This is a genomic window from Ferrovibrio sp., from assembly GCF_046297595.1.
Taxonomy (GTDB): Bacteria; Pseudomonadota; Alphaproteobacteria; order Ferrovibrionales; family Ferrovibrionaceae; genus Ferrovibrio.
This window is the reverse complement of record NZ_JBKBHT010000005.1, coordinates 22,882-38,731: the sequence shown is the minus strand read 5'-3', so window position 1 is coordinate 38,731 and position 15,850 is coordinate 22,882. Positions and strand designations below refer to the sequence as shown.

Sequence of the window (15,850 nt, the reverse complement as noted above, 5' to 3'; positions counted from 1 at the left end):
CCCCAGCAGCAAGTGAGACTGACTTTCACTTTTATGTGGGCGCTTTTTATGTGGGCCAGACCTGAAGTTCGATTCAAGCCGTCAGCCTGCGGACGAACCCGGCGATGGCGGCCAGCGTCGCTTCGGGCTGGTCGCGCTGGGGCGAGTGGCCACAGCGCGGAAGCATCAGGGTCTCCGCCCCCGCCACGCGGCGGGCGATGCTGTCGACCTGCGCCGCGGTGCCGTATTCGTCGTCCTCGCCCTGGATCACCAGGACCGGTACCGTGATGCGGTCGACATAGCCTTCGATGTTCCAGCGCATGAAATCGGGATTCAGCCAGCCATCGCACCAGCCATGGAAGGCGCAATCAACGTTGTCGCCATGATATTTCGCCAAACGGGCGCGCAGATCGCCGGTGGCGAAGGCCTGGTCGGCGGCACGGATCGAAGCGACCGATACCTCTTCGCAGAAACTGTGTGGCGCCATCACCGCCACGCCCTGCAGGCCCGGGCGATCTGCCGCGCCGGCATAGATCAGCGAGATCGAGGCGCCATCGGAATGGCCGATCAGGATATGGCGCTGGATTCCGAAAGCCGCCAGCAGTTCCGGCAACACAGCCTCGCCTTCCTCATGCATGTAGGTCAGCGGACGCGGCAGCGCACAGGGACTCGATCCGCCATAACCGATGCGGCTGTAGACCAAAGCCGGCAGGCCTGTAGCCTCTGCCATGCGGTCCGGGAAATCCTTCCACAGCGCGACGCAGCCAAGTCCTTCATGCAGGAAAACCAGCACCGGCAGGCCGGACTGGCGTGGACCGATCCAGCGGTATTCGATGCGGCCCCGGCCCAGTTCGACGTAGCTGTCTGCCGTCATGCCCGGATCGTCACGCCTTATCGCGCAGCTTGAAGCGCTGGATCTTGCCGGTGGCGGTCTTGGGCAGTTCGTCGACGATCTCGACCCAGCGCGGGTATTTGTACGGCGCCAGGCGATCCTTCACGAAAGCCTTCAGTTCATCGACCAAGGCATCCTCGGCGCCAATGCCGGGCTTGAGCACGACATAGGCCTTGGGCTTGATCAGGTCGTCGGTATCGGCATGGGCCACCACGGCAGCTTCCAGCACCTTGGGATGCGCCAGCAGCGCGGATTCGACCTCAAACGGCGAGACCCAGATTCCGCTGACCTTCAGCATGTCGTCGGAGCGGCCGGCATAGATGTAATAGCCGTCGTTGGTGCGGATATATTTGTCACCGGTGCGCGTCCACGGGCCCTGGAAGGTGTTCAGGCTCTTGGTGCGGTTGTTCCAGTAGGCGATGGCGCTGGACGGGCCACTGACCAGCAACTCGCCGATGCCACCCTGCTCCACGTCCTTGCCATGTTCATCCACGATGCGCAGGTCGTAGCCCGGCACCGCCGTGCCGGTGGTGCCATAACGCACGTCGCCCGGCCGGTTGGACAGGAAGATATGCAGCATCTCGGTCGAGCCGATGCCATCCAGAATCTGCACGCCGAACAGCTTTTCCCAGCGTTTGCCGATATCCTCGGGCAGCGCTTCGCCGGCCGAGACGCAGCAGCGCAGTTTCGCCGAACCGCTTTCCTTCGTGATGCCTTCGGCAGCAAGGATGCCGGCATAGAGCGTCGGCACGCCGTAGAAGATGCTGGCCTGATGGTCCTTCAGGCACTTCATCACGGCTTGCGGTGTCGGCCGTTCCGCCATCAGCACGGCGGTAGCGCCGACATGCAGCGGAAAGGTCATGGCATTGCCCATGCCATAGGCGAAGAAGAGCTTGGCCGCCGAGAAAACGACATCGTCTTCCTTGATGCCGAGCACTTCCTCGCCATAGAGCACCGCGGTATGCACCAGATCGCCATGCAGATGCATCGCACCCTTGGGCGCTCCGGTGGAGCCCGAGGAGTAAAGCCAGAAGCCGATATCGTCCGGCGTGGTTTCCGCCGCCTCAAGCTGGTCGGACTGTGCCTCCAGCAGTTTGTGCAGCGGCGTCACCGTCGGCGGCACCTGGCCAGAGATCAGCACCTGCTTCAGATGCGGCTGGCCGGAAACGATGGGCCGGAATTTCTCCAGCAGCGCATCGGAAACCGCCAGCACCACGGCGCGGCTGTCGCGCAGCAGGAAATCGTAATCGGGGGTGGTGAGCAGGGTGTTCACCGGCACCGGCACGGCACCGATCTTCATCGCGCCAAAAAACAATGCTGGGAAATCGATGCCATCCAGCATCGCCAGCATCACGCGCTGTTCCGGCTGCACGCCCTGGGCCTTCAGCAGATTGCCGGCACGGTTCACCCGTGCGGCCAGATCGGCGTAGCTGTAGCTGCCCTTGTCGTCGATGAAGGCGGTCTTCGCCCCGCGGCCTTCGGCGATGTGACGGTCGACGAAATGGCTCGCGGCGTTATACCGCCGCGGCAGCTCGATGAAGCGCGGCATCGTTTCCTCCCGGGGATTTTTTGTTATGCCGCCCGCTTATGTCAGCGAGCGGTCATGCAGCCTTAGCAAGCGGTGCGGCCTGTTCCACCCAGTCCAGCGCCCAGGTCACGGCATCCTCTTCCGGCAGGGTCCCGCCCGAAGCGTTATGCTGCATGCGCTCGCCGACCAGAGTGGCATTCAGGCCCTTCAGAAGGGTTTCGAACTGCTGGCCGCCATGATTGAAGGTATCCTGGTAGGTGGTGTCGCCCAGGCCGATGACGCCGACCAGCTTGCCGGTCAGGTCGGGCTTGGCCGCCTGCAGATCGGCGAAGAAGTCGCGGGCATTGTCTGGCACGTCGCCCTGGCCGTAAGTCGAGGTGCAGATCAGGAAGACGCCCGGACGCTGAAACACCTCGGCCTTTAGGTTGTCCATCAGCAGCACGTCGACGCTGTGGCCCTTGCCTTCCAGCGCCTTCTTCACATCGCCGGCCACCAGCTCCGCGGTGCCCGTCATGGTGCCGACCAGAATGGAAACCTGCATCTACGCTCTCCTGAACCTGTTCGCCGGGGCTGACTGTAGTTAGTGTGGCTCGAACTATAACGCAGTGTTTGCTGGCGCTCCAGCAGAAATTGCACTATAATGCATGCCATGAACGAGAGCCGCGACAAGGCCAGCCCCGAAGATACCGCTTTCCTGCAGGTTGTGGGCGAGCGGGTGCGCAATGCGCGCGCAAGGCGCGGCATGAGCCGCAAGATTCTCGCCCGCGATTCAGGCGTATCGGAACGCTACCTCGCCCAGCTCGAAGGCGGCGCGGGCAACATCTCCATTCTGCTATTGCGCCAGATCGCCCGGGCGATGGATCTGCCGATCACCGATTTTCTCGGCGACCGTCCGCCGCTGGGTGTGGATCAGGCCCTGCTGCTGCGGCAGATCGAGGACCTGAATGCCGAGCAGCTGCAGGAATTGCAGGCTTTCGCGCGCGAGCGTTTTGGTGTTGCCGCCAGCGTGAAGCGCCATATCGCCTTGATCGGCCTGCGCGGCGCGGGCAAAACCTCGCTGGGCCAGCGGCTGGCCACCGCTTTCGGCCTGCAATTCGTGGAAATGGCCAAGGAAATCGAGACCGAGGCCGGCCTTTCCCTGAACGAGATTTTCGATCTGTACGGCCAGGCCGCCTATCGCCGCTTCGAACGTCGCGCGCTGGAGCGTGTGACCGCCGATCCGTCGCCGAAAGTGATTTCCACCGGCGGCAGCCTGCCCTCCGAACCGACCACCTATGCCCATCTGCTGTCGCATTGCTTCACCATCTGGCTGAAGGCGAAGCCGGAAGAGCACATGGGCCGAGTCGTCGCCCAGGGCGACCTGCGGCCGATCGCCGGCCAGTCCGAAGCCATGGCCGACCTGAAACGCATCCTGGCCCAGCGCGAGGCGCTTTATGCCCGCGCCGACATGGCCTTCGACACCGCTGGCAAGACCCTGGACCAGGCTGGCACCGAGCTGGCGACCGCCCTGCGCGCCCATCCGGCCTGGCTGGCCCGCGAAGCGGCGGAATAAAAAGGACGGCGCCGACAAAAGCTGCAAAATAATTCTTGTCGCCCCGAAACTGTGTATTATAATGCATATTCAGTTTGAGGGAGGACCAGCATGGCCGACAGCCAACCCAACGGCGCCGCTCCGGTGGATTTCCGCACCGAGCCCAGCCAGTACAAACATTGGAAACTCAGCATCGACGGCCCCGTCGCCACACTCGCGATGGACGTGCGGGAAGACGGCGGCGTGCGCCCCGGCTATGAGCTGAAGCTGAATTCCTACGACCTGGGCGTCGATATCGAACTGCACGACGCCGTGCAGCGCCTGCGCTTCGAGCATCCGGAAGTGAAATCGGTGATCATCACCTCGGCGAAGGAGCGCATCTTCTGCGCCGGCGCCAATATCCGCATGCTCAACCAGTCGGCCCATGGCTGGAAGGTGAATTTCTGCAAATTCACCAACGAGACCCGCAACGGGATCGAAGAAGCCACGGCGGAATCGAAGCAGACCTACATCGCGGCCGTGAACGGCCCCTGCGCCGGCGGCGGTTACGAACTGGCGCTGGCCGCCGACTACATCCTGATGGCCGACGACGGCAATACCTCGGTCTCGCTGCCCGAAGTGCCGCTGCTGGCTGTGCTGCCCGGCACCGGCGGCCTTACGCGCCTGGTCGACAAGCGCATGGTGCGCCGCGACCGCGCCGATTTCTTCTGCACCATCGAGGAAGGCATCAAGGGAAAGCGCGCCGTGGACTGGCGTCTGGTCGACGAGGTCGTGCCGCGCACCAAGCTGAACGACGCCATGCGCGAGCGCGCTGAAGCTTTCGCGGCCAAGTCCGACCGGCCGGCCAATGCGAAGGGCATCGCGCTGTCGAAGCTGGAACGCAAAATCGACGGCGACACGATCCGCTACAGCCATGTCGAGGCCCGGCTGGATCGCGCCAAAGGCATCGCCGAGATCACCGTGCATGGCCCCAAAGCCCCGCCGCCGGCATCGACCGATGCGATCCTGGCCCAGGGCGACCAGTTCTGGTCGCTGGCGCTGGCGCGCGAACTGGACGACCTGATCCTGCATCTGCGCACCAACGAGGAAACCACCGGCATGTGGGTGTTCCGCACCAACGGCGACGCCGATCTGGTGGCCGCCTATGATGCCGCGCTGGAACAGCACAAATCGCATTGGCTGGTGCGCGAGATCCGCCTGTTCCTCAAGCGCGTGTTCAAGCGCATTGACGTGTCATCGCGCTCGATCTTCGCGCTGATCGAACCCGGTTCCTGCTTCACCGGCACGCTGCTGGAACTCGTCGTCGCCGCTGACCGCTCCTACATGCTGGACGGCCAGATGGAAGGCGACAACCGTCCGCCCGCCACCATCCGCATGACGCCGATGAATTTCGGTGCCTATCCGATGGGCAACGGCCTGAGCCGCATCGCCAGCCGCAACCTCGACAACCCGTCCCGCGTCGACGAGATCAAAAAGCTGATCGGCAATGATCTCGATGCCCAGGCCGCCGACGAGGCCGGGCTGGTCACCTTCACGCCTGACGACATCGACTGGGAAGACGAGGTGCGCATCGCCATTGAGGAGCGCGCCGCCTTCTCACCCGATGCCCTCACCGGCATGGAAGCGAGCCTGCGCTTCGGCGGCCCCGAGACGATGGAGACAAAAATCTTCGGTCGCCTCACCGCCTGGCAGAACTGGATTTTCCAGCGTCCCAACGCCGTCGGCGAACAGGGCGCCCTCAAGCTGTATGGCACCGGCCAGCGCGCCGCGTATGACCGCAAACGGGTCTAGGGAGAAAACAAAATGGCCATCGACTACAACTCGCGCATCCCCAACAACGTCAACCTTTCCGACAACCGCCGCCTGCAGCGCGCGCTGGAGGAATGGCAGCCGAAATTCCTCGACTGGTGGCAGGATATGGGCCCGGCCGGTTTCCAGGCCCGCGAAGCCTATCTGCGCACCGCCGTCAGCGTCGATGCCGAAGGCTGGGCGCAGTTCGGCTATGTGAAGATGCCGGATTACCGCTGGGGCATTTTCCTTGCCGAGCCGGAAGCCGAGCGCAAGGTGAATTTCGGCGATCACAAGGGCGAAGCGGCCTGGCAGGAAGTGCCCGGCGAGTATCGCGGCGTGCTGCGCCGCCTGATCGTGACCCAAGGCGATACCGAGCCGGCCTCGGTGGAGCAGCAGCGCCTGCTGGGCCAGACCTGCCCGTCGCTGTATGACCTGCGCAACCTGTTCCAGGTGAATGTGGAAGAAGGCCGCCATCTCTGGGCCATGGTCTACCTGCTGGATGCCTATTTCGGCCGCGACGGTCGCGAGGAAGCCGAAGCTCTGCTGCAGCGCCGCTCGGGCGACGACGACAAGCCGCGCATCCTGGGCGCCTTCAACGAGAAGACGCCGGACTGGCTCAGCTTCTACATGTTCACCTTCTTTACCGACCGCGACGGCAAGTTCCAGCTCGCCTCGCTGGCGGAAAGCGGCTTCGATCCGCTGGCACGGTCCTGCCGCTTCATGCTGACCGAGGAAGCGCACCACATGTTCGTGGGCGAGACCGGCGTAGGCCGCGTGATCCAGCGCACCTGCGAAGTGATGCGCGACTTCAAGACCGACGATGTGCGCAAGCATGGCGTGATCGACCTGCCCACGCTGCAGAAATACCTGAACTTCCACTTCTCGGTCTCGATCGACCTGTTCGGGTCGGAAATCTCCACCAATGCCGCCAACTACTACACCATGGGCATCAAGGGCCGTTTCGACGAGACGCGGATCAGCGACGACCACAAGCTGACCGATGCCGCCTACAAGGTTCTGGAAGTGGATGGCGACGGCTTCCGCGAGAAGGAAGAGGCCGCGCTGACCGCCCTGAACGAGCGCCTGCGCGACGATTACGTGGCCGACTGCGCGCGCGGCGTGATGCGCTGGAACCAGATCATCAAGCGCCACGGCATCGACTTCGAGCTCAAGCTGCCGCATCGCGCCTTCCACCGCCAGATCGGCCAGTTCTCCGAACTGCGCGTCGACCCGGACGGCCGCATCATCAGCCAGGCCGAATGGGATGCCCGCCATCATGAATGGCTGCCGACCGATGCCGACCGCACCTATGTAATCAGCCTGATGACCCCGGTGACCGAGCCCGGCAAATTCGCCAACTGGGTGGCCCCCCCGGCCCGCGGCATCAACAACCAGCCGGTCGATTTCGAATATGTGCGTGCGTAAGTAGGTTTTATCCTCCCCTGCCTAGACGGGCGTCCGGTCCCCCTGCCGGGCGCCCTTTTCTTTTCCCCGGCTTTCGCGTGCCCGCGCTTTTTTTTCGTGCCGGCCCTCCGTATGATCCGCGGCTATGACCGATTCCGCAAACCGATCCTTCACCCCCGACCGCCCCTTCGCCTGCCCCCGCATCGTGCAATGGGGCGAATGCGACCCTGCCGGGATGGTCTACACCACCCAGTTCCTGGATTACGTGATGGAGACGCTGGAAGCCTTCTGGCGCGACATCATCGGCTACAGCTTCCTGCGCCTGCACAAGGAACTGGGCCTTGGCTCTCCCACGGTCAGCACCAAGCTGGATTTCCAGCGCGCCCTGAAGGGTGGCGATCCCTTTACTGTCGAATTGCGGGTCGAGAAGCTGAGCCGCGCCACCATCACCTACGAGTTCAGGGGACGCAATGCGGCGGGCGATGTCTGCTTCACCTGCACCCATGTCTCCTGCATCGTGGATGAGAAAATCCTGAAGTCGGTGGAAATCCCGGAGCGCATCCGCGGCCCCATCGAAGCCTACCGCCAGGCGACCACGCCGGCACAAGCCTGAGAAGCCGGGAGCGAACCCATCATGACCGAAGGCCATGGCTATACCAAATTCTTCCCGGTCTCGTGGGAGGAACTGCACCGTCACTGCAAGGCATTGGCGTGGCGCCTGCTGGATGCCGCCCAGGCACGCGGCGGCTATCGTGGCATCGTGGCGATCACCCGCGGCGGTCTTGTCCCGGCCGCCATCGTGGCGCGCGAGTTGAACCTGCGCATGATCGAAACGATCTCCTGCTCGACCTATAACGAACTGGAGCGCGGCTCGAAGGTAAACATCCTCAAGACCGCCGAGGCGGCGCTCGCCGAACAGGGCGAGGGCTGGCTGATCGTGGATGATCTGGTCGATACCGGCGTCACGGCCAAGGCGGTGCGCGCCCTGCTGCCCAAGGCGCATTTCGCCACCATCTATGCCAAGCCGAACGGCCGGCCGATGGTGGATACCTTCATCACCGAAGTGAGCCAGGATACCTGGATCCTGTTCCCCTGGGACCAGGAAGCGGTGATGTCGAAGCCCATCGTGGAGCTTCGCAGCGGCCTGTAATCCTACGCTGCGGGTTTCTTACCCGTCATCAGCGTCCATTGCACGGTCTCGCGCAGGACGTAACCCAGGGCCTCGTCGAAAGCCGCCACCACGCTCGGCAGCGTGGCATTCTTCGCTTTCGCCCGCTGGCTGAAAGTTGCCGCCGCCACGATCTGCTGGCGCGGCTGCGCCACCAGCTTCACCTGCAGGGCGACATGGGCCTCGGGCAGGCCGCTGCCGTCCTTCAGTTCCGCCTGGAATTCACGCAGCTCGCCCTTCAGGTTGAAATCCGAGCGCAGGCCGACCGACTGGCGGCCGACGGCCACAATCTTCCCGGTGTTTTCGAAACTCTCCACCAGCAGGGTCTGCACCATGCGCGGCGCCCGTTCGGTCCAGCGCGCCTCGGCATAATACTTCACCTCGTAAGGGGTGGTGAAGATCGCGATCTTGTGGGTGTCCAGTCCGCCGGCAGCGAAAGGCTCTTCCACCACCAGCTGCCAGTCCACGCGCGGCAGCGTATCGGTGAAGATGGTCTTGGGCGACAGGCTGTAAAGATTGGACGGTGGCGTCTGCGGGATCAGGCCGCCGCAGGCGGAAAGCGGCAACGCGGCTCCCGCCAGCAGAATACCGCGTCTTGTGATCGTCATCCTGGTCATGGCCGCTGCCCTCCCCCTTCGCCGCGATACTCGGCATCGCGATTGCCGAACAGCACTGAACTCGGATCGTCTTCCAGACGCTGCGCCACCCGCGCCAGACTGGATACCAGGATACGGGTCTCCGACATCAGGCGGCGGAACTCACCAAAACCTTCGGTCGTCATGGCATGCAACGGCGCCCGGTTTTCTTCCATGATGGCGTTCAGTTCGGTCAGCAGCGTATTGAGCTGGGCCATGGCCTGACGTGCATCGACGGCAGCGGGAGCGGCGTCGCTTTCCAGAATCCTGTTGGCATTCTTCAGCGTTGCTTCGGCCTCGTTCATCACGCGATCCAGCTTGTCGGCGATATCGCGCGCCGCAGATGCCGCCTTGGCGATGTCGCCGGTCGTGGTGCTGAAACTGTCGATCGCGCGGCCGATCGATTCCTGCCGCGATGCCAGGGTCTGCGATATCTCACGCAGATTGGCGATGAACCCGGTCAGGTTCTCAAGGTTTTCGTCACTCAGTATCCGGGCGGCGCGCTGGAAGAGTTCCGGCGCTGCCTCCACCAATGCCTCGATGGCCGATGGCTTGGAACGGATCGTCGGATATTTGCTGGCATCGCGGCCGGCCACCACCGGCAGGATCTCTGCGTCGCGGCTGCCGGGCGAGATCTGGACGAAGGAAACGCCCGTCACGCCCTGAAGCTGCAGCGTCGCCTCGGAATCGGCACGGATCGGCGTATCGGCGTCAACCTCGACAGTTACGCGCACCCGGCTGGTATCCTGGCGGTCGATGGTGATCTGCGAAACGCTGCCGACCTTGATGCCGTTGAAACGCACATCGCCGCCCAGGCCCAGGCCGGCCACCGAGCCGGTGAAGAAGATATTGTAGCGCGCGATCTCGCGGTCGACCTCGGATTTCGCAAGCCACAGCACAAAAGCCACGATGCCGGTCAGGAAAACCAGCATGAAGCTGCCGATCAGCAGATGATGTGCCCGTGTTTCCATGGCTTCACCTCTTGTCCAGCGCCGCGGTGATCGCGGCCGCCCGGGCGCGCGGCCCGTGGAAATATTCCATTACCCAGGGATGCTTGTCCTGCAGCATCACGTCCATCGACCCGGCCAGCAGCACCTTCTTCTCGGCCAGCACGGCGATACGGTCGCAGATGGCATAAAGCGAGTCGAGGTCGTGAGTGACCATGAACACGGTCAGACCCAGCGCCTGCTGCAGGTCGCGTACCAGTTGGTCGAAGGCCGCCGCGCCGATGGGATCGAGACCGGCGGTCGGTTCGTCGAAGAACACCACTTCCGGATCGAGTGCCAGCGCACGGGCCAGGCCTGCGCGCTTGCGCATGCCGCCGGAAAGCTCAGCCGGATACTTGGCGCCGGCATCGGACTGCAGGCCGACCATGTGCAGCTTGGCAGCCACGATCTCGTCCAGCAGGTCTTCCGGCAGATCGTAGAATTCCTTCAACGGCACCTGGATATTCTGTGCCACGGTCAGCGAGGAAAACAGTGCGCCATCCTGGAACAGCACACCGAACCGCTGGCGCACCGCACGCAAATCCTCGGGAGACCCGTTGATCATGTCGGTGCCCAGCAGATCGATGCTGCCGGCCGCGGCCTCGTTGAGCGCAATGATGGTGCGCAGCAAGACCGACTTTCCGGTACCCGAGCCGCCCACGACGCCGAGCACCTCGCCGCGATAGACATCGATATCGAGATTGTCGTGCACCACATGCGTGTCAAACCGGTTCACCAGTCCCCGCACCGTGATCACCCGCTCCCTGCCCTGCTCTTCCCCCGCCATGCCTAGACTTTCAGGATGTTGAACAGGATGGAGAACAGGGCATCGAACAGGATGACCAGAAAGATCGACTGCACCACCGAACGGGTGGTCAGTCGGCCGACGCTTTCGGCATCGCGCTTGACCCGCAGACCCTCATAGCAACCGACCAGAGCGATCAGGGAGGCAAAAACCGGCGCCTTCACCATGCCGATGAAAAAGGTGCGCGGCACGATCACGTCGTTCAGCCGGTTGAAAAACAGCACCGGGTCGATACCCAGGGTGTTCCATGCCATCAGCGCACCACCAGCTAGGCCCATCAGGTCGGCGAAGAACGTGAGTATCGGCAGCGTGAGGACCAGGGCAAACAGTCGCGGCAGCACCAGCACCACGACCGGGTCGAGGCCCAGCGTGCGCATGGCGGCGATTTCCTCGTTCACCTTCATCGTACCGATCTGGGCGGTGAAGGCGCTGCCCGAGCGGCCAGCGATCAGGATCGCGGTCAGCAGCACGCCCAGTTCGCGCAGCACGGATATGCCGATCAGATCGACGACAAAGATTTCAGCACCGAATTTCTGCAACTGACTGGCGCCCTGATAAGCCATCACCATGCCGATCAGGAACGACAGCAACCCAACGATGGGGATGGCCTTCAGGCCGGTTTCCTCCATATGGTGCACCATGGAGGTGAAGCGCATGCGGCCGGGCCGGAGCGCAACCAGCAATGCGGTTTCCGTCACCTGGCCGATGAAGGCGATGAAGCGGCGCGCCTCGCGCACGAAGAAGATCGTCTGCCAGCCGAGATATTCGACAATGCCGAGCAGTCCGCTGCCGGTTTTCGGCCACACCGTGACAGCGTCGCCCGAACCGGCCACATAGTCGAACAATGCGCGATGTTCGCGCCGGGCCTGCGGCCAGTCGATTTCAAAACCCTGATCGAGCAGTTGCCGATGCAACCGCACCAGCAGGATCGCCCCGGCGGTATCAAGGCGCTCGAGCGCGGCAGTATCGAAGACAGCCCGGCGTTCCCCACCGCCGGTGACATGGCTGCCGGCCAGTCCGGCCGTGGCCAGCCCCCCCAGACGCGGCAGCAACGCAGTGGCATGAGCGAGCGTCCAGTCGCCAGTCAGGCGCAGGCGCAACGCCGTTCCATCCCGTTCTGTTTGCAGGCCGCCGGCCATCGATCCTCGGAAGGGGAAAACAACAAGGCTTGCCCAACAGTTACCAGAAATGACAGTCTCGGCAAACCGATGCTTCGGGTGCAGGCTCGACGAAGGCCGGAAAGCCGACCAGGGGGTGCCATGCCACACTTTGCCGCGAATCTCAGCTTCCTGTTCCAGGACCTGCCCTTCCTCGACCGCTTCCCGGCCGCCGCCGAGCAGGGCTTTGGCGGGGTGGAGTTCATGTTTCCCTACGACCATGCCCCGGCCGCGGTGGCAGCCGCCATGCGCGATGCCGGCCTGCAGGTCGTCCTGTTCAATGCCCCGCCCGGCGACTGGGCGGCCGGCGAGCGCGGTCTGGCTTCCCTGCCGAGCCGGCGCAAGGATTTCCGTGCCGCCATGGCCAGGGCCTTTGAGTATGCGGCCGCGCTGAATTGTCCGCGCATCCACGTCGTCGCGGGCGTGGAACCGGCCCAGGCCGACCGCCGCGCCATGGAAGCCTGCTACATGGACAACCTGGCCTGGGCGGCCGAACAGGCCTCGGGCGCCGGCCTGCTGCTCCTGATCGAGCCGATCAACCGGCGCGACATCCCGGGTTTCTTCCTCAGCGATTTCGATTTTGCCCAGAAGGTGCTGGAGGATATCGGCGCCCCCAACCTGCGCCTGCAATTCGACATCTACCACGCCCAGATCATCCACGGCGACATCACCAGGCGGCTGGAACGGCAGATGCCATGGATCGGCCATATCCAGATTGCAAATCCGCCCGACCGGCGCGAACCCGGCAACGGCGAGATCGACTACCACTATGTTTTCGGCCGGCTGGATGCGCTGGGCTATGACGGCTGGGTGGGCTGCGAATACCGCCCCGAAGGCGACACTGCCGCCTCGCTGGGCTGGATCAGGGAATACGGCGTGGTGCCGAAGAAACGCTGATCAGTCCATAAGGCCATCAATCCATGAGGCTTGGCAGCCACAGCACGATCTGCGGAAAACCGATCAGCAGGCCGACCCGCACCAGATCGGCCAGCACGAAGGGCAGGATGCCGCGGATCACGGTGGGCAGCTTCACCTGTCCCACGCCCTGGATCACGAAGAGATTCATGCCGACCGGCGGCACGATCATGCCGATCTCGACGATGGTGACCATATAGATGCCGAACCAGAGCGGATCGATTCCCAGGGCCTGCACCGCCGGAAACACGAAGGGCAGCGTCAGCAGCATCATCGCCAGGTCGTCCATCAGCGCACCGAGCACGACGTAGAACACGGTGAGCAGTACGAGGAACAGCGCCGGGCTGACATTCAGGGCCTGAATCTGCTGCACCACCAGTTGCGGCGCATTGGTGACTTCGAGAAAGAAGTTGAACAGGCCTGCACCGATCAGGATCAGGAAGATCATCGCGCTGGTGGAAGCTGTTTCCAGCAGCGAGTCCTTGAAACGCGACAGGCCCATCGTACGACCGGCCAAGGCGAACAGCAGCGCGCCGACCGCGCCGACCGACGCGGCTTCGTTGGGGGAAAAGATGCCAGCGAACATACCGCCGATCACCACCACGAACAGCAGGAAAACCGGCCATACGCTGCGCATGGTGCGCAAACGTCGCGGCCAGGCCATGCGCTCGCCCGCCGGCCCGCTGTTCGGGTTAAAGCGCACGGTGGCGGCAATCGCCAGCATATAGAGGCCCGTGCCAAGCAGGCCCGGCAGCAGAGCGGCGACATACAGCTTGCCCAGCGACTGCTCGGTCAGCAGTGCATAGATCAGCAGAATAATTGAGGGAGGAATGAGGATTCCCAGCGTGCCCCCGGCGGCAATCGTTGCGGTGGCCAGACTGTCGGCATAACCGCGGCGACGCATCTCTGGCAGCGCGACGCGACACATCGTGGCCGCCGTGGCAATCGCCGATCCGCAGATCGAGCCGAAAGCCGCGCAGGCCCCGATGGTGGCAAGCGCCAGACCGCCGCGGAAATGTCCGAGAAAGGCATAGGCGGCATCATAAAGTTGACGCGACAATCCGGCATAGGTGGCGAACACGCCCATCATCACGAACAGCGGCACGACCGAAAGGCTATATGGAAACACGCTCTCGAACGGCGAGGACCCCATCACATAGGCCAGACCATCCCAGCCCTGCAGCATCAGGAAACCGGCGGCGCCGACCAGGCCCATTGCCACGGCCACCGGCACGCGCAGCAACATCAGCGCCAGAACGGCGCCGAAACCCAGGATGCCCACCAACGCCGGGGTCATGCCGGTGGCTGCGGGTGCGGCGCCGGCAGCGGATCGCGACCGGTCAGCAGTGTCATGAGATGGCGCAAGGCGACCGTCAGAGCCATCAGCGCGGCAAATACCGCACCGCCCAGCAGCGGATACCAATACCAGGTCATGGGCATGGCGATGGTCTGCGATTTGTCGCCCATCAGCGCCACGGTGTTGAACTGCTGCCAGCCAAACCAGGTGATCGCCAGCATCAGCACCGCACCGCACAGGGCGGCCAGCATGCGGCAGAAAGCCTGCAGCCGGTAAGGCAAACGTTCGACACCGAGATCGACGGCCACATGGCTGTCGGCGATGAACCCATAGGGGATGGTCAGGAAGGCCGTGGCCATGATCATCAGCTGGGTGATGTCGACCGTGCCGAGGATGCCCTGCCCCCCGGCATGACGAATCACTACATCGGCACAGGTCGCAAGCCCGGCCAGCAGGGCGCAGAAAGCACCCACCCGTGCGGCCCAGGCGGCACTCCATTCAGCCGCACGATAGATCGGCGTCATTCCGGCATCCGTCAGAAAAGACTGTGGCCCGCCGCGCCGGAAAAACCGGTTCGGCGGGCCACGGGATTATATCGCCTCAGCGCTTGCCGCCTTCATACTTGGCGATGCGCTGCTGCATCTCGCGATAGATCTCGCGGGCATTCTTGATGCCCTGACCTTCCAGGTCGGTGAGCAGCTTCTCGGTGGTGGGCTTCAGGGCGTCGCGCCAGCGGTTACGTTCCGCCTCGCTCAGCGACGACATCACGTTGCCCTTCTTGCTCGCCGCTTCCAGGCCAGGCGCATCCCACTGGTTCCACCAGTCGCCGAATTTCTCGGTCAGCGCCGCACCGGTGGTGTCGTCGATCGCCTTCTTCACCTCGGCCGGCAGGCTGTCGTATTTGCGCTTGTTCATCACGAAATAGAAGCTGGCTGTATAGGAGCGCGCGTCGAGGTGATACTTGGTCACTTCGAACAGTCGGAAGGAATTGATCGGATCCCACGGGAACACCGCGCCGTCGATCACGCCGCGCTGCAGGTTTTCGTATACCTCGCCCGGCGGCAGGCCAACCGGGGTTGCGCCAAGCTGCTGCAGCATGGCGTTGATCTGCGGACTGGGCGAGCGGATGCGCAGGCCCTTCAGATCGTCCATGTTTTTCACCTGCTTGTCGCGGGTATGAATCAGGCCGGCGTTATGGGCATGCAAGCCCAGCACTTTTACCGTGTCGGGGAACTCCTGCGCGAAATGCTTGGGATACATCTCCCACAGGGTGCGGCTGGCAGCATTGGCGGTTTCCACCAGGAAGGGGAATTCGATGATGCCCATGCGGTTGAACCGTCCCGCCGGCACGCCGCGCAGGCCATGGGCGATATCGACCACGCCGCTGACGGCCTGTTCGAGCTGGCGGGCCGGGTTGCCGAAGGCCGAGCCGGCGGGGAAGATCGTTACTTTGACCTTGCCGTTGCTGCGCTTGGTCAGTTCCTCCCCCCAGGGCAGCAGCCAGTCGCGGTGGATACCATGGCCGGGCGGCAGGAAATGGCTCAGCTTGAGTTCGATCTCCTGCGCTGCAACAGGCTGCGCGGGGGCGGCGACGAACAGGGCGGCGCCTGAGGCCACGGCAAAAGCGGCCCGGGCCAGGATGGCCTTAAGGTTGTTTCGCACGGCAATTCCTCCCGAGGAATTTGTTGTGGATTTTTTTACCTGATCCAAAGTTAGTTACAAGAGAAACTAAGAGTCAAGCGGATGGCCCGGACCGATGGAC

16 protein-coding genes are annotated in these 15,850 nt (G+C 63.5%); 6 read left to right on the top strand and 10 right to left on the bottom strand.

Translation table 11 applies throughout. The features are described 5' to 3' along the window. Positions 1-73: 73 nt before the first annotated feature. The 3 genes from ACK4FJ_RS14040 to ACK4FJ_RS14030 are packed head-to-tail and all read right to left on the bottom strand — an operon-like array spanning position 74 to position 2,940. On the bottom strand, positions 74-853 hold the full coding sequence (locus ACK4FJ_RS14040) for an alpha/beta fold hydrolase (protein WP_409767337.1): 780 nt from the start codon (positions 851-853) through the stop codon (positions 74-76). 10 nt (positions 854-863) lie between these two features. Next, positions 864-2,420 carry a benzoate-CoA ligase family protein gene (locus tag ACK4FJ_RS14035; RefSeq protein WP_409767336.1) on the bottom strand — a complete coding sequence of 519 codons (1,557 nt, stop codon included), beginning with the start codon at positions 2,418-2,420 and terminating at the stop codon, positions 864-866. Positions 2,421-2,472: 52 nt separating this feature from the next. Further along, positions 2,473-2,940, bottom strand: a complete 468-nt coding sequence (locus ACK4FJ_RS14030) for a flavodoxin domain-containing protein (protein WP_409767335.1) — start codon at positions 2,938-2,940, stop codon at positions 2,473-2,475. A gap of 108 nt (positions 2,941-3,048) precedes the next feature. On the opposite strand from ACK4FJ_RS14030, the gene ACK4FJ_RS14025 reads away from it, so the two are divergent. The 5 genes from ACK4FJ_RS14025 (at position 3,049) to gpt (ending at position 8,275) form a co-directional block, all read left to right on the top strand. Continuing rightward, positions 3,049-3,951, top strand: a complete 903-nt coding sequence (locus ACK4FJ_RS14025; protein WP_409767334.1) for a helix-turn-helix transcriptional regulator — start codon at positions 3,049-3,051, stop codon at positions 3,949-3,951. A gap of 90 nt (positions 3,952-4,041) precedes the next feature. After that, on the top strand, positions 4,042-5,721 hold the full coding sequence (gene boxC, locus ACK4FJ_RS14020) for a 2,3-epoxybenzoyl-CoA dihydrolase (RefSeq protein WP_409767333.1): 1,680 nt from the start codon (positions 4,042-4,044) through the stop codon (positions 5,719-5,721). A 12-nt stretch (positions 5,722-5,733) separates the two neighbouring features. Then, complete coding sequence (gene boxB / locus ACK4FJ_RS14015) at positions 5,734-7,146, top strand: benzoyl-CoA 2,3-epoxidase subunit BoxB (protein ID WP_409767332.1); 1,413 nt, start codon at positions 5,734-5,736, stop codon at positions 7,144-7,146. Positions 7,147-7,270: 124 nt separating this feature from the next. Beyond that, positions 7,271-7,738 carry an acyl-CoA thioesterase gene (locus ACK4FJ_RS14010; RefSeq protein ID WP_409767331.1) on the top strand — a complete coding sequence of 156 codons (468 nt, stop codon included), beginning with the start codon at positions 7,271-7,273 and terminating at the stop codon, positions 7,736-7,738. A gap of 21 nt (positions 7,739-7,759) precedes the next feature. Next, positions 7,760-8,275 (top strand): xanthine phosphoribosyltransferase, encoded by a 516-nt coding sequence (gpt, locus tag ACK4FJ_RS14005; protein ID WP_409767330.1) that lies wholly within the window; start codon positions 7,760-7,762, stop codon positions 8,273-8,275. Positions 8,276-8,277: 2 nt separating this feature from the next. Here gpt and ACK4FJ_RS14000 read toward each other — a convergent pair whose 3' ends face one another. Genes ACK4FJ_RS14000 through ACK4FJ_RS13985 form a run of 4 tightly spaced genes read right to left on the bottom strand, consistent with a single transcriptional unit; the run spans position 8,278 to position 11,819 of the window. Beyond that, positions 8,278-8,910: an ABC-type transport auxiliary lipoprotein family protein gene (locus ACK4FJ_RS14000; protein WP_409767329.1), complete on the bottom strand. Its 633-nt coding sequence runs from the start codon at positions 8,908-8,910 to the stop codon at positions 8,278-8,280. Continuing rightward, complete coding sequence (locus ACK4FJ_RS13995) at positions 8,907-9,899, bottom strand: MlaD family protein (protein ID WP_409767328.1); 993 nt, start codon at positions 9,897-9,899, stop codon at positions 8,907-8,909. The genes ACK4FJ_RS14000 and ACK4FJ_RS13995 overlap by 4 nt, the downstream gene beginning before the upstream one ends. A gap of 4 nt (positions 9,900-9,903) precedes the next feature. After that, a complete protein-coding gene (locus ACK4FJ_RS13990; RefSeq protein ID WP_409767326.1) occupies positions 9,904-10,701 on the bottom strand; it encodes an ABC transporter ATP-binding protein in 798 nt (265 codons plus the stop codon). Positions 10,702-10,703: 2 nt separating this feature from the next. Further along, complete coding sequence (locus ACK4FJ_RS13985) at positions 10,704-11,819, bottom strand: MlaE family lipid ABC transporter permease subunit (protein ID WP_409767325.1); 1,116 nt, start codon at positions 11,817-11,819, stop codon at positions 10,704-10,706. Positions 11,820-11,978: 159 nt separating this feature from the next. On the opposite strand from ACK4FJ_RS13985, the gene otnI reads away from it, so the two are divergent. Further along, the gene (gene otnI, locus ACK4FJ_RS13980; RefSeq protein ID WP_409767324.1) at positions 11,979-12,773 is read left to right on the top strand and encodes a 2-oxo-tetronate isomerase; all 795 of its coding nucleotides are present in this window, start codon (positions 11,979-11,981) and stop codon (positions 12,771-12,773) included. Positions 12,774-12,789: 16 nt separating this feature from the next. Here otnI and ACK4FJ_RS13975 read toward each other — a convergent pair whose 3' ends face one another. From ACK4FJ_RS13975 to ACK4FJ_RS13965, 3 genes are all read right to left on the bottom strand, one after another. Further along, positions 12,790-14,088, bottom strand: a complete 1,299-nt coding sequence (locus ACK4FJ_RS13975) for a TRAP transporter large permease (RefSeq protein ID WP_409767323.1) — start codon at positions 14,086-14,088, stop codon at positions 12,790-12,792. Then, complete coding sequence (locus ACK4FJ_RS13970) at positions 14,085-14,612, bottom strand: TRAP transporter small permease (RefSeq protein ID WP_409767322.1); 528 nt, start codon at positions 14,610-14,612, stop codon at positions 14,085-14,087. The genes ACK4FJ_RS13975 and ACK4FJ_RS13970 overlap by 4 nt, the downstream gene beginning before the upstream one ends. A 76-nt stretch (positions 14,613-14,688) precedes the next feature. Continuing rightward, positions 14,689-15,750, bottom strand: coding sequence for a TRAP transporter substrate-binding protein (locus ACK4FJ_RS13965; protein WP_409767321.1), 1,062 nt, complete (start codon positions 15,748-15,750; stop codon positions 14,689-14,691). Between the last annotated feature and the right edge of the window lie 100 nt (positions 15,751-15,850).